This window comes from uncultured Tateyamaria sp. (genome assembly GCF_947504105.1).
Classification (GTDB): Bacteria; Pseudomonadota; Alphaproteobacteria; order Rhodobacterales; family Rhodobacteraceae; genus Tateyamaria.
The window spans coordinates 25,092-43,474 of sequence record NZ_CANNGP010000035.1 but is presented as its reverse complement, the minus strand read 5'-3'; the positions used below and the strand labels follow the sequence as shown (position 1 = coordinate 43,474).

Genomic DNA, 18,383 nt, shown 5'->3' with positions numbered 1-18,383 from the left:
GAAACGCCCACGCGTTGAGAGCGAAAGGTCGATCATGGCGGATGACCGTTACAATATCTATCGCTCAACAGTGCATTATCTATCGCTCAACAGTGCATTGGCGCTACGCCATGGCACGGCCGCATCTCATGTTCTTTGACGCGCGTCTGATCTTCTTCATCATCCTGTTCATCTTCCACATCAGGTCGTGGACCTTTGCCGTACTTGTGTTCGCGATCGCGGGGTTTACCGGTGCGAGCTACTTCAACTACTCGGTCGAGAACCTCATACGTCTGGCGCGTTCAAAACTCGTGGGCGCGTTCCGTCCGGCTGTCTCATACACCCGACTTAGGCCGATGGCAGATTATGGGTCGGATGCGCTTTCCAGCGGCTCTTCCGCGCGACCGGAAAAATGATTTTGAATGAATTCTAGATAGGCGAGGTGGATGCAGTCTAAAGCGAACACGCATCACGGTACCGATGGTGTTAGGAGCAAGTCCATCCCAGTGATGCGAACTAGCTGAGTATTTTGTGAGCGCGATTCGTTTTCAATGCCCGAATCGCTTGTAACGAAACGCAATTTTGCCATCGACAGCCGTTCAAACCAGCTCCACAGCGAAGTCGCACAGTCTGGAAGACCATCCCATCCGAAAGTCGCAGATCGGTTGACACAATGATGGTCGCACAGACCCCATACTTGCAGCCAAAATAGCTATTACCTTCCTAAATAACTGAATCTGCACGTGAAAATGGCACTTTTGACTGCCGTCAACACTTCAACCTTCCATAGTTTCTTCGATGGGGTCGGCTAGCTTGTGTTGCACAAGATGTAGTCCTGCGAGGCATTTAAAGTGGAATGATTGCCTATTGATTACTAGGGCTTTTTGACCATAATGGCGACAAAATAATCTAATTGGCCGATTTAGCGCCATAACAGGCAGAGCATATGGAAAACAGCACACCGTTTCCGGCGTTTGAATTTGATAACAAGATTCTTGCGCAAGGTGCAGAGATTTCTCGGCGCCTAGACATGTTGCGTCGTGAAAACTTTCCACCGGATGCGCGAAAGATGCTGCGCGAATTCTCGATGGCGGAAGCTGCGCGGTTTTTGGGTGTGAGTCCAAATAACCTGAAGCGACTAAGTCTCGAGGATAAGGGCCCTACTCCAACAACTAAGGCCGGAGGTCGACGGTTCTATACGGCAGAGCAAATAATCGAGCTTCGAACCTACCTCGACAAGACCGGAAAGTCAGGGGCAAAGAACTATGTTCCCCATCGGCGAGACGGTGAGAAGCTCCAGGTCATAGGTGTTGTCAATTTCAAAGGCGGGAGCGGCAAAACAACGACCGCGGTGCACCTCGCGCAACAGTTGGCTCTTACGGGCCATCGTGTCCTGGCATTAGACTTGGATCCTCAAGCGTCACTTTCTGCGCTGTTTGGATACCAACCCGAACTTGACGATAACCGCTCAGTCTATGACGCTTTGCGTTACGATGAAGAACGTCAATCAATTGCTGAACTCATCAGCCCAACGAATTTCCCTTCGCTTGATATCGTCCCCGCCAACCTCGAGCTGTCAGAGTATGAATTTGAAACCCCACTGGCTGCGCAAGCGTCCCGCGAAGGCAAACTCTTCTTCACGCGATTGAGCAAGGCGCTGGAGGATGTCGATGATCGCTACGACATTGTTGTATTGGATTGCCCGCCACAGCTTGGATACCTGACGCTGACGGCCGTAACGGCATCTACTTCAGTTTTGATAACAGTTCATCCCGAGATGTTGGATCTGATGTCAATGAGCCAGTTCCTATTGACCCTCGGTAATTTCACCAAGTCGCTCGTAAAAGCAGGTGCAAATGTCCAGATGGATTGGCTCCGGTATCTCATCACGCGCTATGAACCGACCGATATCCCGCAAACGCAAATGCTGGGTTTTATGCAGTCGATGTTCGCAGAAGAAATTCTGACCAACCACATGCTGAAATCGACTGCAATCTCTGATGCAGGGCTCACGAAGCAGTCACTGTTTGAAATCGAGCGGGGTAAATTCAACAGAGAAACCTATGACCGTGCCTTCGAAAGCATGTGGGCAGTGAACGCTGAGGTCCAAGACCTCATTCACAGAGCGTGGGGTCGGATATGAGTAAGTTGACGGCAGTCAAAATGGCAAAAAAACCGCACAAAAACATCGACCTAGTGAAAGGTGGGTATTTGTATGGCTAGGAAAAACCCATTTGAAAGCGTGCTAGGTGACGCGCCGGACCCTGCAAGCCCCAAGGAGCGCGAGTTTGTCTCGCGTGGGGCATCGAAGTCTATTTCGAGTACGCTCGACGATTTGGCTGACAAGGCTGACAAGCTTCTCGAAGGCGAAACCATCGTTGAGCTTGAACCGTCGCTGATTGATCCCTCGTTTTTGAAGGATCGTTTAGAACACGATGATCGTGATTTTCAGGCATTGAAGAAGGCTATCGACGAAGATGGGCAGAACTCACCGATCTTAGTCAGGCCCCATCCGAAGCTAGACGGTCGATATATGGTAGTGTTCGGCGCGCGTCGTCGAAAGGTCGCCGAAGAGCTTGGCATTAATGTCCGGGCCGTCGTTAAGTATATGTCGGATCGTGATCACGTTGTTGCTCAGGGCCAGGAAAATGCTGCCCGTGCTAATCTTTCCTTCCTCGAACGCGCGTTGCTGGCAGCAAACGTCGCGAACGGTGGGTATGACAACGATAATACTACTGCACTCTCAGCGCTCTCGGTCGACAAGGCAACGCTTTCAAAGATGCTGTCAGTTGCCAGCATTGCAGAACCTATCCTCACGTCGCTTGGAGCCGCGAAATCAATTGGCCGAGACAGGTGGTATGAGCTGAAGACACTGCTTGATCGCCCCGCGAACTCGCAGCGCGCTCAAGAGATAATCGGATCAGATAGATTTGGCACCCTCAGCTCCGACGAAAGGTTCGAATTACTTCTTGGCACTCTCAAACGAGGCCAGAAGACCATTAAGGGCGCTACAAAAAAAGCCCGACCGTGGACACCCAAAGATAAGGCCATTGAGGTCAGTTCAACATCGCGCGGGAAAAGCTTCACCATCGCCGTGAAAGCTAAAGACCAGCGTGCAATCGAGTTTGGAGAATTCGTCTCCGAACGCCTTGAAAAATTGTACGAGCAGTTCAAGGCGGAACAGAAACAATGAGGAGTTAATACAGGCAAAAGAAAAGCCCTCCACCATGCGGTAAGAGAGCTGATCTAGGTAATTTGCACCTACTAGATAGCACCCTCCGCGAATCACTGTCAATGCAGAACACCGATTCGGTGAACGGAATTCTTTTGCCCTCTTTCAACTAAAGGAGGTCGAAAAGAACCCATGAAACATAACGGATGGCGCAAGCCAACGCCGGGCCTTGTGGTCGCTGAAAAGCACGCACAAGCCGGTGAACAGCTTTCTATACCCAAATCACAGGCAACGAGTGCGGCCAAAAGGGTGGCCGCCGCAATCGGCCTGCAGGCGCAAGACTTGCTTTTGCTCGATACATTCGCCGCTTTCACGCAGCCGCAGGATTGGGAGCAGGGCAGGCGGCCGATCGTCTGGGCTTCCAACAACTTTCTGATGGAACAAACAGGGTTCTCTCTGTCCACGCTGAGACGCCATGTCCGTCGGCTGGCGGAACTGGGCCTCATCTGGATCAAGGACAGCCCCAACGGCAAGCGTTATGGCCACAGGGACGAGGATGGTGTGATTGTGGAGGCCTATGGCTTCGACCTGGCACCGCTGGCAGCGCGCGCAGAAGAGTTTGAGGCGCTCTACGCTCAGTTGAAGCAGGAACGCGCGTTCTGTGCCTCTCTGAGGAATGTTGTGACGATTACGCGGCGTGTCATCCGTGCAAAGATCGACAAGGCTCTGGAGAGCGGCCTCAGAGGCCCGTGGAAAGATTTGGAAGAAGAGTTCGCTGTACTGCTTCAGAGCCTGCCAAAGCGCACTACAACGGCCAACAAGCTCCTGGACATCGTAGACTGGTTCAAAGCTTTCAAAGGCCGCGTTGAGGAAGCTTTTGAGGCTGCTTTCGATTGGCCAGAGGAATCCGACGTCAAATCACCCAATGCGGAGGCATCTTCCGAAAGCAATGTAGTTCCAATTAATGTAAATATGGCACCCACAGGTGTCTCTGATGGCACCCACATACTAACTACAAACCAACCTGATCCCGTAAATAGTAATCGCTTTGAAAAAAAGCACGCGGCGGGCGTTGAGCCAGAAATGCCAGAACCTGAGCGGGTTGAAAGACCGGAACAGGTGGATCTTGATATCCAGTGGAGCACCCATACCAACAAACGCACATCAGAGGTCGATATCCCGATGCTGATGGCAACCTGCCCTCATTTTGCCGAGATGGCGCGGGCTGTTGGCGGCGGATATATCCGGGACTGGAATGAACTGCACCGGGCCGCCGGGCAAATCAGGGGTATGGCGGGAATATCCGAAGATGCCTGGAACCTGTCGCAAAAGGCCCTTGGTCCGGCTGTTGCGGCCGCCGCGATCGCGCTGATCTTCGACAAGCACACAACCGGAGAGGTCAAATCGCCTGGCGGCTATCTCCGAGGGATGGTCGAGAAGGCCAGGGCAGGGGAGTTGCATCTGGACCGCAGTTTCTACGGCCGTTTGAGCGAGCGCGTTTCATAGTGTCGCCCGTAAGGCGACACTTGACAGCACTGCGTCTTAACTGTAGGAACGAACATGAGAATTGAGAGTATTGGCCATAAGGGGCTCAGGCGGTTCTTTGAAACCGGAAACCCAAAGGGCCTGGTCGGTGATACTGACAGGTTACGCAAAATGCTGGCCTTTGTCGATGCGGCGGGCGGTCTGGAAGAGTTGGCGACCCCACCAAATTACGGATTGCACCCGTTGACGGGGAACCGGAAGGGCACCTGGTCGATGACAGTGACCAAAAACTGGCGATTGACGTTCCAGTTGAACGAGGATGGTGCTCTCATCAACATGGATCTGGAGGATTATCATGGCTCTTGAAATGCATCCCGGCCTGCATGTCCATGCGGGCGACTGGCTCAAGACTGAAATTGTCGAACCGACAGGTATGAGTGTGAAGGCTCTTGCCGATCACTTTGGCGTTTCGCGTCAAGCGATGAGCAGCCTGTTGAACAGCAGGACCGGTCTGTCCGCCGAGATGGCAATCCGGTTTGAGAAAGCGTTTGGCGTCAAGGCCGATACATTGTTGCGTATGCAGAGCAGCTATGAACTGGCACAAGCCAGGTTGCATGAGGCTGAGATCAAAGTGGAGAAATTGCAGTCCGCCGCGTAGGGCAGGGGGCTTTGGCTAAAGTCCAGCCGCTTTTGTGAGATTGACCCGGAACCGATCCCTGCGGCGTTGATAGCGCCGTGTCATCTCGGCGGAGGCATGACCGAGTTGTTTTTGAACGTAGCGCTCATCAACTTCTGCCCCAGAGGCGAGACCGGCGCGCAGGGAATGGCCGGAAAAGTGTTTCACGCGCTCTTCATCAGAGAGTTTTGAGAGTGTTGGTCGGTCAAGGCCAACTCCGGAGTCCAGGACGAGACGCTTGATCAACCGCACAACATGTTTGTCAGAGAGTCGCTCGGTCCCGACCCCGGAATTGTCCCGATAGACCCGCCGGAACACCGGGCCGAAGTCGATCTTTGCGTAATTTATCCACTGCTCCAGTGTATGGACCGGGCAGGACTGATCGGAGGATCCGCGACCGATCTCCACCTCTCGCCAACCGGTCTTGCCCTTGATGTGCATCACAACCCCGCCGTCCAGTAGTTCGATGTAGCCGCGACCGTCGTCAGTCTCCTCTTTGCCGATATCCAGACCGGTAATCTCAGTGCGGCGCAGCCCGCCAGCATAGCCGATCAAGAGAATGGCGCGGTCGCGCATATCCCTCAGCCCAAAGCTGAGCAGCGCCACCATCTCGAGCACATCCTCGGCCAGCACCGCTTCCTTCTGGACTGGCGGTGTGCCGTGGGTGTTTTTGATCCCGGCCCAGACCGAGGCGATGTGACAATCTTTCATGTCGAGCGTAAGACCACGCTGACGGTAGTTGGAGGCGAGGCCGGACAAGCGCCGTTCGATCGTGGCCACAGACAGGGCGGGGGATCCGTCTTGCGGTTTCGCACAGTCAGAGATGTAGAGCCCGATCACGGCGGGGGAGGGGACCAGGGCATCGACGCCTTTGCGCCGGCACCAGCTGGCGAAGTGCCTCCAATCTGCCTTGTAGGCCTTATTGGTGTTTTCGGCTGTTGCGGCGGCGGCATAGCCGCGTGCCTGGTCGACGAGGCGGTCGAGCGATCCGGATCCCGCAACATGAGCGGGCAGGGCGATGCTCTGTGACCTGTCGTCTTCCTTATCGGTCTCATCTGACAGAAGATCATCAAGATCGATGTCCGGCATATCTTCGGCTGACGCAGGCAGCTGATCTCTCTCGTCGACCGCAGCGTCGCCGGACGCGGTAGTGGCAGCTGAGGTCGATTTCTCGGCTTTTTCGGGTGATTTGCGCATGTTTCAAAGCATATTCTTTTTATGTCCGATAAGGCAAACTTATTGGACATAGTGGAGAGGTATAAGGTGGGGCGGTTTAATGCCTATTTGATAGCATAAAGCGCCGATATAACTTACACTGTTTGCATGATTCAGACGACCCATGCAGCAAAACGAAAAACACCTGACACCATATTGCCACCCCTTTTACCGAAGTGGATCATGGATGCTTCCGGTGCCGAAACCCCAGAAACGGCTGGCTTTGCCAGCGGTGCGGCGCTCACTTTGCTGCATGTCGCCCTCAACGATCCTAGCATCAATGTCCCTACCGAATTGTTACGCAATCGGCTGGCGCTGCGCGCGGCCGCCCATTGCCTGAAGATAGAGGGCAGGGTGCAAAGCGAAGCTGAAATCCGTGATGCCTATTTGTTGGCCGCCCCGGGTGATGCGAAGGGACCAGCCGGCGATATGTTGGCGCTGTGGAGAGCAGGATCAGCGATTTCCTTGAACCAGGCCAATTGGCAAGATCGGCTGCGGAACCTTTTGCCGAGCGACATGCAGGAACAATGGCCTGACTTGGTCGGCGAGCTGAACCAAAGCGTCGGCAACCCCGTTGCCCATGCCCGCTTGGTTCTCTCAACCTTCGTTCGGGATTTTCCGCGTCAGGAGGCGGCAGCCCTCCTTTGCTCCGACACGGTCCTGGCGCGCGGTTTGGGATGGGAACGACCGCTTCCCCTTTTTGGCCTTTATCTAAACCGCAGAGTGTTTCGAAATATCGCGGACGGTGCAGACGTTCAGATCGCGTGCCACGACGCGGTCGCACGCGCTGCTCAAGATGTGGTGCGATTGGCCCATGATCTGGCCCGTCGTGCAGTGCATCTCCGCGCGATCGAACCAAAGCTGCGTACGAAGGGGTCGCAGGACGCAGTGCGTCTGTTTCTGTCGGAAGACGCGGTGCTGCCCTCAACGATGTTGTCACCCATCATCCGTGGATCAAGCACAGCCATGACACCTCGATCCGCGCGGCGGCTCTGCGAACGCCTGATCGAATTGGGCGTCGCCAAAGAGCTGACCGGCCGCGCTTCCTTCCGTCTGTATGGGGTGGCGTAATGATGGCCGCACGCAGACAAGATGATACCGAAGCTGAGATGCTCGATGTTGAGCTCGAAGACTTGCCCGCTGAGTTGAGATGGCGCGAATGGATGAACCGCATCGAGGCTGTCATCTTCGCCAGTAGCATACCGGTTGAGCGGGACGCCTTGTCATTGGTGGTCGGGAAGGGCGCGAACATCGATCTGCTGATCGAAGACATCCAAGCCGATCTGAAAGCCAAGCCCTATGAGATTGTCCCAGTTGCCGGCGGCTGGATGTTCCGGACAAGGCCTCACTATGCGACGGCAATCCGGACGGTAGCTGATATTGGCGACCAAGCGCACAACTTTTCCGAGGAAGAAATGGCAGTGCTTTGCGCCGTTGCCTATCACCAACCGATCGACAGAGCCGGGCTCGCCGACATCTTTGGCAAGGAGATCAACCGCGATCTGCTCAGTCGGCTGCGCTACAAGAACCTGATCGGCAACGGGCCCAAAAGTCCGCGGCCGGGCGCGCCGCATACCTTCGTGACGACTGAGACGTTCTTGGCGACGTTTGACCTGCATAGTTTGCGGGATTTGCCTGATATTGCCGATGACACTGTGACGATGTGACTGCCTAGCCTTCCTCTCGGTACGTCGCAGAACTTGACATTGTGTGTCCCCTGTCCACGGACAGCGGACACTTTGAGGCCAACAGATGAAAAGTCAGTAGACCGGTTTAGTTCTTTCTGGCGTGTTGGCCCTGCATCTGAAGAAACTCGGTTTCCTTGGCGTTACAAAGTCTCGGACGCCGAGGCCTGTTGTCCGAGCTTTCGTAACAGAAGCAAAAACTCTAAATGTGCGCGCAAAGTACGATGCGCAGCTAATGAGATAACAGGGCCACACCTTGACAATTCGTCAAATGACGACTACATAAACGTCATGTGACGATTGCAATAGGAGATGAATATGGCGCCGCTACAAGCTTACATGACGCCAGAGGCGTTACCCGGAACCGAGTCGGGACGAATTGGCATGCTTCTAGGACTCAAAGCAAAACACCCGCTTGATGACATTGGTTTGGCAGATCGCATCGCGCAAGGTCTGGCGGTATCGGCAGCAGAGACTTTGAGTTTGGCTCTCGGTCGTGCCGCGGTTGTTGGCCCTCTCATTCCAGAAGCGACTCTGCGAAGGGCCAAGAAAAGTCGCAAGGCTTTGTCTCGCGAGATGAGTGAGCGCCTGTATGAAGTTAGTCGTGTGGTCGATGCGGTCAGCCGTGTGTATCATGGAGACGAAGACGCGATATCGCGCTTCTTAAACAGACCGCACAAATTGCTTGGTGGGCGTACTCCGATTGAGATGGCACAGTCAAACTCGGCAGGCGCTGAGGCAGTGATCAACATGCTCAGACGTGCGGAGTCCAGCTTCGCCGTATGATGACGCGGGATCGGAAGTTAGAAAACTCTCTGACCGCCTATCGTATCGGCGACCCAAAAGGCGAGTTTCCGATTTGGGATGATGGTGGAGCAAGGCTGAGTTCAGGTCGCTGGCATGAAGCCGGCGCTGCTGTGATCTATGCGTCACAAAATTACTCGACCGCAATGCTTGAAAAGCTGGTTCACTATCAGGGCGAAATCCCGTCTGGCCAACATTTCATCAAGATATCGATACCAGTCGGCACAAGCTATGAAGTCGTCAACAGTGACTTCATTGAGGGATGGTCCACTCCTGATGGAGAAGCGGCCCGAAAATTTGGGCGAAGCTGGTATGCAGAAAAACGCTCCGCAATCCTGATCGTGCCTTCAGTGGTTGCACGCATGGAGAATAACGTGGTGTTCAACGCACTACATCCTGATTTCAAGTTAATAACAACTGGCTTGGAAACCCCAATTTGGTGGGACGAACGGCTCTTTAACGAATAGACCGCACCTACGCCGCTTGCGAGGTACACGCCGGACACCGTACCGACTCTTCAACATCCTTAGATATCGGATTGTTAGGAGCGATATAGACTTCGCCATTCAAGATGTCATCAACCTGCTTCTGAAACTCTTCGAACGACATTGAGTACATTCCACCCCGAGCACCTTCAAAACCACAATTCCAAGCTGCCAGGCTTTGTCCGTAAGTTAGGGCATCGGAAAAGTTGTCGGGTCCATGCTGGGAAAAGCCTTCCAACCCATGAGAAGCAAGTTTGTGGATAATGCCGGCAGTACACCAATCTCCTGAGCCACATGTATCTTTGAGGCGTGGCGTTTTGAATGCTTTCATCTGGCTCCATGGAAGCGGCTGACTGCCTGACTTTGATCGGTAACGAAGGCCTTGCTCACCAAGTGTCTGTATTTCGAGAACGACCGACGTATCATTACCGATTACATCACCTGCGTCGGTCAGCCGTTGATCCGCATATTTTAGAACGTGAGCAATTTTTATGGCCTCTGCAAAATGTTTTGGATCCGACTTTGCAGATGGTTCAAACACTACAACTGCGCCACTTTCAGCGGCATCCTTCGCCATAGTTAACATGGCGCGCGAGAGCCTATCCATAAAGAAGACAGCCGCGTCACCCATGTGAGGTGACACAACTTCGACAGCAGCCTGCGTAACAGCCTTGAATCGAGGAAGATGTTTACCGCACGAGGGACAGGCCCACAAAAACCTGTGGCTTGGATTACCGTCGCGATCTGGCCTAATTTGCTGAACGATAATTGGCGTGTCACCTTGCGGCTCACATCTGGCAAAGTCCAATTGAACCCCCCACTTCTGCATGTCCGTCAAGACACGCTCTGAAGCGGCATCACCATTCATGCGGGCAATTGGATACGATTTCCAACCGAGAAATGCTAGAATTGATAACACATTGCCACATGTTCCGCCTGTCCAAGACTTCACGGGGCCTTCGGGATCTGCCCCAAGAATGAGATCCAAAGCAATCAAACCAGCGCCAAATGCTTGAGGAGAGTTTGAATTTTTCATTATTTGACGCTTCCGTTTTTTTGCAGTGCAGGCCTTGGTTTTGGGTAAACATCCCCTTCCAGCCAAAGGTGAACCAGCTTGTGATCTGCTGGCCCGTGTGGAGGGCCACTTCTCATATTGTAGCCGATCGCTTCCAGATATGCGACGGGAAGGTTTCTTTCCATAGCTGCCAGAAGAGCGCCGATTGCCATTATTTTGCTTCCCAGTGGCGACAATATCATCAATGAGCCACCGATATCCTGAAACACGAGCCTTCTCAGATCATGCAGTCTTAAAATAGTTCTGTATAAATCCAAAGGGTTAGATTCATCTGCATACACCAAATTTCTAGTATCGACCGACCAAGCGTTTTCAAGTTCAGCAATGTACTCTTCCGCCAAGATGTCTACTTGTCGCGGGTTGGCGGCAGGGAACGGAACAATCGGACAGGTATCATGGGGCTCAAGATACCCGTGTAACGCATTCAGTGCCGCTCGGCGTCCTGACACGAGTTGAGGTAACCAAAGCTTGGCTGCTGCTGAAGAACTGTCCAACGATGTGCCGCCGCGAAAACCATGTATATAACCTGGAGAGTCGCTTGGAATGAGTGTGATACCGGTGTCAAGCGACGGGTTGTGAGTAACAAAGACATGAAGGTTCGCTGGCGGCATATTCGCTTCAATGCGTTCGATGAAATAGCGAATGGCTGGAAAACTTGTCCCAATTGACAATGCACTAATGTCGACAATGACATCCGTATAGCCTGCGTAATTGAGGGCATTGAGTGCTTTGACAACGTTGCGTCCACCAACCACAGCGTTGTCGGAACCAAAAATATCAATTTCGACGAGATCATGATCCGGTAAGAGGTTTTCCAGATCCGACTTGTTGTCTTCAGCCAAATCGACCAAATCTTGACTTGGTTCCGGGCGTATCTCCTTGATAAGTACAGCTTCGATATTCGTCCCTGCATCAACCAGACACGTTGCTACAATTTTCGATCTTGGATCAAAACCTGCGCCGGCGATGAGCAGCACTTTGCGCTCCGTATCGGCAAAATAGTCTTCTGCAAAATCGGCTACTTCATGCCCAAAGTTTGCAATGCACTGGTCCCATCTCAAAAGCTCACCTCTATCAATTCGATTTCAGCATTGACAGAAGATCATCTGTTGTCCGTTCCAAAAACCCGCCTCTGGTTTGTGAAAGTCCAAAATGCACCCTTAAGACGCCACTCAACTCGATCTGGCACCACATGCGATTTTTTGTGCTGTGGTTTTGAACCAAAACAAACGCATTGTAGGCCGCACCAAACTTCAGAATACGAGCAAGTTCTTCGTATTTCTTTGGAATCTCATCAAATTCTTCTTGAGGTATTCCAAAAGCCCCAGCTCCAGCCCCACCGCCCAACGAAGCATTGCCCTCGAGTGTCTTTGCCACGCACTGTTGAGCAATTCCCTCAGCAAGCACCGCGACCTGCTGACTATGCGGGAAATCCCACTCTCGGTAAATTTGCCCCGCTTTTTCCCGCAGGAGGCGGTTTTGCACTCTGCTCGAGAGTGAAGCGGGTTTTTCGCGGATTAGCTGGGTCTCAGCCTGCGTCACAAGCGTCGATGCCAAGTGAAGAAACTGCTCAGCGTTCTCTGAGCTTGCGTCGCACAAGGCATCAATATCGTAGTAATAAGGTCGTCCAAAATCATGAAGCAATCGAACCTTTGCTCCATCTGCAATGCCGCCATCGACCTTGATAGGCCTGTTTGGTTCAACATCCTGGTCTTGATGGTCGAAAAGGCCCTTCTGTGGGATTCGTTTCAAATATCTATGAAACAGGATCGAAAGCATCGCTAGCGCGACATCCTCGCCTTCTAGTCCTGTACTGGACAAGTAGTCGGCAACAAGTTCCTCCAGTGATTTACGGCGCGCGTCCGATATCCCGTTCTTCTGTTGGATGCTGTCTACTGAGCTTGCCAGAGCCTCAAGCCTGCTCGGTGCAATCGTATCCGGACGCGTTGAGATGAAATCGGTAAGATCTTGAATACCCCTTCGTGAAAACACATCCATCTGTCTCAAATATCGGGTTGCCATGCCCTTCGCCATCTTCCGAAAGGCTTTGCGTTTGCTGAAGCGATCATCTTGGCTCTGCATCCAGATCACGGTGAGTTCGCGCGCGTTCTTTAGGCCCGGACGTTTGGTATTGCTCTCACCTTGGGCCAATAAAACGTCGGCCGGTGAAAGCGCGTCCATACGGGTTAGAACCCATCTCGAAATCTTCAATTCACGTCGCGCTAGCCATTGCCTAAATGCTGTGAACTGTTCCGGATGGAGGCTATGCGCGTCATCGAAAATTACCAGCGGACGGAGGACTGTCTTCTGTTCGCCTATCCTGATTTCGAAGCGCTCAATGACGTCAAAAGGATGATAGGCGGCTGCAGCTTCATCATCGATGTCATCAATCGATGGAGGTAGCAGCGCCGCCGAGATTCTATATATCTGTTCTTCAATGGCGCGAGCTTTATTGAACAGCGATATTCCGTCTTTTCCACCAATCGCAGCTAATGCGGCGATCGCGTCGCCGCGAGGAATTATCGAAATTTGTTCAAGCGCGACCCCCGTACTCACCAGATTGCTGATCCACGAAAGGACGGTCCTGCTCTGAATCAACGCAAACATCAGCTTGCATTTCAGATCTTCGGGGTAAGGAAATTCCCAAAAATCGCGATACTCTGACTCCAAGGGGACACGTCCACCAAGTAACACAGGCTCTCTGTTCTTGATCGCTCCACACTGTGTGAGCGTGTCAACCAGTGGCTTGAAGTTTGTCTGGCTTTCGTGTTGCAGAAGAGTTTTCAGAGTGGCGTATTGATAGAGCCGTGCAATTGTCGTCTTACCACTACCTGGGGCTCCGATAATGACCGACAGTTGATCATACAATTTGCCGTCGTCAGCATGTTTCTTGAAGAAAGTGATCAAGGGATCCGGCGTTACCAAAGGCAAGAATGCTTCATCGTCTCGGCGGTACTCAGATGCTCTTTTTTCAAACGGATTTGCCAATTTCTAGCCTCACACATGCCTTTGTCGACGACGAAAAAGTGGACGCATAGCTGGCGCGTCAACACCCTCTCTATCACCACCGGAAGTCTCAGCCCAAAGCAGGGCTGCGGAGTTATTAGGTGTGTTATGTTCGAGTACTACCGGCAGAGCGCATCCTCCATATCCAAGCCCAAGATGCTTAACTCCTCCTACCGCTGTATGCTTGGTCTCGATAATGGGATCATAGTATTTATTTGCCAAAGCAATAAATGCATCATCCTTCCCGGACACAATGGGCAATTGTTCATCAAACACGGTCGCAAATGACAGATGAACCTCTTTGGGCCATCCGTCACTGTTCAGAGTTTTTCTTGCAGCCAGTTCGCTATCTGTCATCTTGGTCTTTGCGTCAGATGTCGCCATGTAATGATGAGCGCACAACTGCCAGTCAGGGGCTACGATGTTACCAACATCTTCGTCCTTGATTGCGTTGAATAGCGATGTGCGAAACCGTGTTAGCTTACCCGACCATTTATTCTTATCGACATTGAATCTCAAAAACGACGTACCGGTACCGGCAAAGTCATCAACAAGATAGATAATCCTGAAAAGCGCATCTTTATCTTTCAAATCCTCGCGCAAACTCTCCAAGAGATCTTTCCATTTTTCAGTATCGATCTGTGGTGCAAGAACGAGCTGCTCATTGCTCAGACGGCCGACATTTGAATGCCGGACAATGTCCATTCTCGCGCCATCACTGAGACCCAAAACAAGTGTTTGGCGCCGTAAGCGTTCAATCGCTGCTATTGCCTGAGGATCAATCAAAACGGTATAGGGCTTGATCCCGAGATCAGCTGCGACGGTCCGAACAATTCGTTGTCGAATAGTGTTCGGAAAAAACTGCTCGACCAGCCGGCGGACTTCGCCGGGACCAACATAGACCATTCGCTCTTTAACAAATGTATAAGCTACTTTGCGTTCATCTTGGTCGAACTGTTGCAGCCACGTTGCCAAGCTCTCAATGAATCGCATACCAGCTTGAAAATCTCGGTATCCATCATATTTGAGCCGCGCCATCAGCTTCAGCCAACGAAACTCCTTGCGAGCTTCATCATCGTCCCAACGCATGATTTCGCCCATGACTTTCAACGCGAGGTCTTGGTTCACTTCAAAGCCCCTTTGCGAAATCTGAAGGTGCCGTCGTTGCATTCAATCGCGTCTAGATACTCGGCAAGAATTTCGGGGCCACGTTGCCCTCTGGAGCCGAGATTCCAACATGTTGCAGGATTGGAGCTGATCTTGTCGACGCTAAGTGAAAACGGCCCAGCCAAAAGATCGTGATCGTTGCCGTTCAACCCTCCGCTATCGCCAATAGACAGTATGGATACAGACGAGTTATTTTTTCTCAGTGCTTGTGCAACGTTGTTTTTAGAAACCATCGGGGATAAGACATCGATAGAGTGGCCAGAACGGACGACAGATACGTCATTACAGTCCTCCCGGGCCAGTAATTCAGTCACTCGATGAAAAAGATACGTGGAATCAACATTATTCTTACAGCTCACCGTTATCTGATAGGTCCGATCTTCCTGCTCGCAGATTCCGGTCAATTCTTCGTCGGTCCTCAGGAGTTCGGCGGCCTTATGAAGAGCGTTGCCCACCTGTGGGTTACCATCCGGGATAAGATCGTCTTTGAGTGATCCGATTTCAGCGCCATTGTAGTAGCCAATCAAAACCTTCTCCCAATACTGCTCTGGAATCACGTCTTGTAGAGCCGTTCTGACCGACTTACCTCTTCCTGTCGCGAAACAGACCCAGATATCGGCCTTGAGACACTCTACCAGTTTCTGTGTAAGCCGTTTGTTGGGAGGTGCCTTCCGAGCGCGCGTTTCGACTACGGTGCCATCATAGTCAAGAACGATAGCATCGAAATGTTCGGACAGAATAGCATCACGAAACTGGTTCAGATTCTGTTCCCAAAAACTTATCTTTCCAGCCTTTTCCAAGCATTCGATTGAGTTCGCAGACTTTCGTTCAATTGCCACCACATCGCGTTGCGACAGGCCATGGCGCGGCTTTTCCGCTTTTTCCCGAGGTGGCTTCAACCGATACAAATGGCGTCCAAACATTGGGACTCCTGGTCGACCAGGATCGATGCCCTGCGCGATTCCAGCAAGACCTGTGAGTTCAAATGCTGCCAACAACGAAGCCAGACCTGCCGATCCACCACCAGGCAAATCGATCACGACTTGGGGAATGTCATCGGGAAGAAGCGCTAGAGTTTTTTCGGCCAGCTTCCTATCCTCAGGAGCTACCAGAGCAATCACACCTGAATCGTTGCCGCGTTTCGCAAGCCAATGATGGCGCCCGTGAGCGAAGTTGCGAAAATCGGCAAGTTGAATGGACCCCAATGCAGCTTCAGTAAACTTGGATTCGAGATCGATCGCACCAAGGCTCGTTGCGGGTCCATACAGCACAACGGTCGTCGAACGCTGCCATAGCGGCTCGGACATAACCTTCATGCGACCCGGGCCGTCTACGCTCGCACCTATGGTGCGCCGAATTGCATCGGCGGTATCGTTCCAAGTCTTTTCGTTCTGAAAGAGCAACGTATAGGCACGCTGTATCAATCCGCTGAAACCAAAAAGCGAATTTGTCGCCAGAAAGCCGTCTTTTCCAGCGGGTGGCGGAAAAATATGAAGGTCAACGAACGGATGTGCTCTGCATATCTCGGTCAGTTTGGTGTCATCGCGGCCGGTCATGACCACAAGATGCGAAGGTTCACGAGCGATTAAAGCACTCACTGCAGCGAGCACATCTACGTTTTGTCCGCCGGCGCTCAGTAACCAATTGGTTGATTGCTTCTCTATCGGCTCCCGAGTGATTTCCAAAGGCGTAGATACAACGGAAATTTTCTGTGAAAACTGTCGGTGATTGCTTGCTAGGCCGTGTGCAGCAGAGAGGGAGCCGCCCGATCCGATTGCCACCATTGGCAGACTACATGCCGTTCTCAGTGAGTTCTTCAGACCAGTTATGTCAGATTGACATATCCAGTCCAAAGTCGTGCCCAACTGGGCCATTTCTGATGCATAAGGTTTTGCCATGTCGCGGTATAACTCCCAATCAAATCGCCGCAGTGAGAAGCGAACAAAAAGAGAACATACCTCATGGATTGATCGTTGTCAGCTTGCATAATTTTGGCATAAGGGTGAGGGAAGTGAAAGAACAAACCGTCCTTACCGACCTGAAAAGGCGTCGTTTCCCCAAGAGAAGTTCGCGCGAACAGTACAAAGTCGCAAGAGGCCTCGGTCTTCTACGCAGAACATATAGATTGGGATAAATGCCAAGTCTTGCGCCAAGGCTTTTCCTACCGCGTCTACATTCCAGCTTATACCAAGACCTGGACCACGGGGTTTCAACGTTCCATCCTGTACGTGGTATGGCGTTTTAAGCAGGGAACTTGCCACATCCAGAAACTCAAGAAGATGGGTGTTTGGCGTATCACAAAGTGCATGAGCACGGGCTTCGATGGGAATGTGGCTTGAGTCCGGGAGTGAGGCGGCCTATCTGGAAAGGCCAGCTGAAGCAGCATCGGTTGTTGCAATCGCACTTGAGGACGTAGTTCACTCGCATTCATCCACGATGATGAAGTATTCTAACCTTGGGAGTGCGTTGGCGCGTCAGGCGTTTTCCGCAGTCTCTGAAATGCACAACGACAACCAGGCCCCTCGGAGCCGGCATTCAAATTCATAGTAATTGCATGTCATAAAGCGAATCTACATTTCGACAGCATAAACGCGATCCGCCGGTTCAGGGTCGCTCTACACCTTTTGCCGAGCTTTTGTCCTGTTCGGGATCAGCATTGGCACCGGTGTCAAACCTCAAAAACCGTGGATAGGTGTCAAAGCGAACACCCACCCCACGAGACAATCCCGTTGATTGTCGCCGCTTCAGAACATGGTTTTCGACAAGAAGCAGTTCGATCACGCGGGCGATATCGCCTTCAGCGATACTCTCGACTTGTCGCAATCGAGCGACGAGGTCATCAGGGTTAATCGAGATCGTTTTGCCGTCTTCTTCCAAGATTTGATCCATGTCGTCTGTCGTTTATCTGGGCGCGCCGTTCCGGCCGCGCTCTACTCGCTTCGCTCCCGAAGCCCGCTGTACGGTCTTCGCCATCCGGTGACGATCGCTCGCGCATCACACGATCCTAACGCAAAATCGCTAAATGTCGAAATCTACACCGATATATATAACGATAGGTTTGTGACGGGTGATCCGCACTTGTGGAACATCAAACACACCAACTTCCACTGTTTTCATTGCAAATATCGCGCAAACGCAGCATAACACTGAAGCGCTTCGCACACGAAGCGTGAGGCTTAAGAACCTCTCTGTGACAGCCCGAACGGCCTTGCGGCCGGGTGGCGCTGTGATGTCCAAGGCGCTCGCGCCCAAAAGCGGCGCGCCTTTGTCACAGAAGGTTCTTAACACCCGGCTTTGGGTCGTGGCCTCGTTATCGAGGAGACCTACCAATGGACCACTTGAGATTCACTGATCCAGACGAATGCCAGGCGCTTGATCAGGCTCTGAAACGCGGCGACGTGCAGCAAATCTTCACTCTGCTTGCCGACTATCTCACCCGCAATAAGCTCCCATTGTCCGACGAGGTTTTTCGCCTTTACCTTGAACGCGAACTGTTTGCCTGTCTTGAGGGCAGGGGTCATATGTTTGACAACATCTAAATGCGTGATCAGCCGCAGGTTGCGATAAGCGCAAACGTGCTCAATCTGGCGCTTATTTCAGAAACCTGTTTCCTTTCCGCCGCGCTGCAGCAAAC

At 52.3% G+C, this 18,383-nt stretch carries 18 protein-coding genes; 10 read left to right on the top strand and 8 right to left on the bottom strand.

Going from position 1 to position 18,383, the window contains the following annotated elements; all coding sequences use genetic code 11:
- Window positions 1–110 precede the first annotated feature (110 nt).
- The 6 genes from icmT to Q1A75_RS18065 all read left to right on the top strand — a co-directional run bounded on the left by icmT (window position 111) and on the right by Q1A75_RS18065 (window position 5,294).
- Window positions 111–395, top strand: a complete 285-nt coding sequence (gene icmT, locus Q1A75_RS18090) for an IcmT/TraK family protein (RefSeq protein ID WP_299592611.1) — start codon at window positions 111–113, stop codon at window positions 393–395.
- Window positions 396–925: 530 nt separating this feature from the next.
- On the top strand, window positions 926–2,122 hold the full coding sequence (gene repA, locus Q1A75_RS18085; protein ID WP_299592613.1) for a plasmid partitioning protein RepA: 1,197 nt from the start codon (window positions 926–928) through the stop codon (window positions 2,120–2,122).
- A 72-nt stretch (window positions 2,123–2,194) separates the two neighbouring features.
- A complete protein-coding gene (repB, locus tag Q1A75_RS18080; protein ID WP_299592615.1) occupies window positions 2,195–3,172 on the top strand; it encodes a plasmid partitioning protein RepB in 978 nt (325 codons plus the stop codon).
- 171 nt (window positions 3,173–3,343) lie between these two features.
- Entirely contained in the window at window positions 3,344–4,657 is a 1,314-nt protein-coding gene (gene repC, locus Q1A75_RS18075) for a plasmid replication protein RepC (RefSeq protein ID WP_299592616.1), read from the top strand.
- A 54-nt stretch (window positions 4,658–4,711) separates the two neighbouring features.
- Window positions 4,712–5,002 carry a type II toxin-antitoxin system RelE/ParE family toxin gene (locus tag Q1A75_RS18070; RefSeq protein ID WP_299592617.1) on the top strand — a complete coding sequence of 97 codons (291 nt, stop codon included), beginning with the start codon at window positions 4,712–4,714 and terminating at the stop codon, window positions 5,000–5,002.
- Complete coding sequence (locus Q1A75_RS18065) at window positions 4,992–5,294, top strand: HigA family addiction module antitoxin (protein ID WP_299592618.1); 303 nt, start codon at window positions 4,992–4,994, stop codon at window positions 5,292–5,294. Before Q1A75_RS18070 ends, Q1A75_RS18065 begins: the two co-directional genes overlap by 11 nt.
- 15 nt (window positions 5,295–5,309) lie before the next feature.
- On the opposite strand, the gene Q1A75_RS18060 is transcribed toward Q1A75_RS18065, so the two are convergent.
- Window positions 5,310–6,509, bottom strand: coding sequence for a tyrosine-type recombinase/integrase (locus Q1A75_RS18060; protein WP_299592619.1), 1,200 nt, complete (start codon window positions 6,507–6,509; stop codon window positions 5,310–5,312).
- Between the two features lie 126 nt (window positions 6,510–6,635).
- On the opposite strand from Q1A75_RS18060, the gene Q1A75_RS18055 reads away from it, so the two are divergent.
- The 4 genes from Q1A75_RS18055 (at window position 6,636) to Q1A75_RS18040 (ending at window position 9,483) form a co-directional block, all read left to right on the top strand.
- Window positions 6,636–7,598 (top strand): DUF1403 family protein, encoded by a 963-nt coding sequence (locus tag Q1A75_RS18055; RefSeq protein WP_299592620.1) that lies wholly within the window; start codon window positions 6,636–6,638, stop codon window positions 7,596–7,598.
- Window positions 7,598–8,194, top strand: a complete 597-nt coding sequence (locus Q1A75_RS18050) for an SMC-Scp complex subunit ScpB (protein WP_299592621.1) — start codon at window positions 7,598–7,600, stop codon at window positions 8,192–8,194. Before Q1A75_RS18055 ends, Q1A75_RS18050 begins: the two co-directional genes overlap by 1 nt.
- Window positions 8,195–8,530: 336 nt before the next feature.
- Window positions 8,531–8,998, top strand: coding sequence for an antitoxin Xre/MbcA/ParS toxin-binding domain-containing protein (locus Q1A75_RS18045; RefSeq protein ID WP_299592622.1), 468 nt, complete (start codon window positions 8,531–8,533; stop codon window positions 8,996–8,998).
- A complete protein-coding gene (locus tag Q1A75_RS18040; RefSeq protein ID WP_299640722.1) occupies window positions 8,998–9,483 on the top strand; it encodes an RES domain-containing protein in 486 nt (161 codons plus the stop codon). The genes Q1A75_RS18045 and Q1A75_RS18040 overlap by 1 nt, the downstream gene beginning before the upstream one ends.
- Before the next feature lie 7 nt (window positions 9,484–9,490).
- On the opposite strand, the gene Q1A75_RS18035 is transcribed toward Q1A75_RS18040, so the two are convergent.
- The 7 genes from Q1A75_RS18035 to Q1A75_RS18005 all read right to left on the bottom strand — a co-directional run bounded on the left by Q1A75_RS18035 (window position 9,491) and on the right by Q1A75_RS18005 (window position 18,270).
- Window positions 9,491–10,537 carry a PfkB family carbohydrate kinase gene (locus Q1A75_RS18035; protein ID WP_299592625.1) on the bottom strand — a complete coding sequence of 349 codons (1,047 nt, stop codon included), beginning with the start codon at window positions 10,535–10,537 and terminating at the stop codon, window positions 9,491–9,493.
- On the bottom strand, window positions 10,537–11,637 hold the full coding sequence (locus tag Q1A75_RS18030; protein WP_299592627.1) for a hypothetical protein: 1,101 nt from the start codon (window positions 11,635–11,637) through the stop codon (window positions 10,537–10,539). Before Q1A75_RS18030 ends, Q1A75_RS18035 begins: the two co-directional genes overlap by 1 nt.
- A gap of 13 nt (window positions 11,638–11,650) precedes the next feature.
- The gene (locus Q1A75_RS18025; protein WP_299592629.1) at window positions 11,651–13,564 is read right to left on the bottom strand and encodes a hypothetical protein; all 1,914 of its coding nucleotides are present in this window, start codon (window positions 13,562–13,564) and stop codon (window positions 11,651–11,653) included.
- Between the two features lie 9 nt (window positions 13,565–13,573).
- The gene (locus Q1A75_RS18020; protein WP_299592631.1) at window positions 13,574–14,710 is read right to left on the bottom strand and encodes a hypothetical protein; all 1,137 of its coding nucleotides are present in this window, start codon (window positions 14,708–14,710) and stop codon (window positions 13,574–13,576) included.
- Entirely contained in the window at window positions 14,707–16,647 is a 1,941-nt protein-coding gene (locus Q1A75_RS18015; RefSeq protein ID WP_299592633.1) for an HAD hydrolase family protein, read from the bottom strand. The genes Q1A75_RS18020 and Q1A75_RS18015 overlap by 4 nt, the downstream gene beginning before the upstream one ends.
- Before the next feature lie 706 nt (window positions 16,648–17,353).
- On the bottom strand, window positions 17,354–17,638 hold the full coding sequence (locus tag Q1A75_RS18010; RefSeq protein WP_299640717.1) for a hypothetical protein: 285 nt from the start codon (window positions 17,636–17,638) through the stop codon (window positions 17,354–17,356).
- A gap of 434 nt (window positions 17,639–18,072) precedes the next feature.
- Window positions 18,073–18,270: a hypothetical protein gene (locus Q1A75_RS18005; protein ID WP_299640714.1), complete on the bottom strand. Its 198-nt coding sequence runs from the start codon at window positions 18,268–18,270 to the stop codon at window positions 18,073–18,075.
- Window positions 18,271–18,383 lie beyond the last annotated feature (113 nt).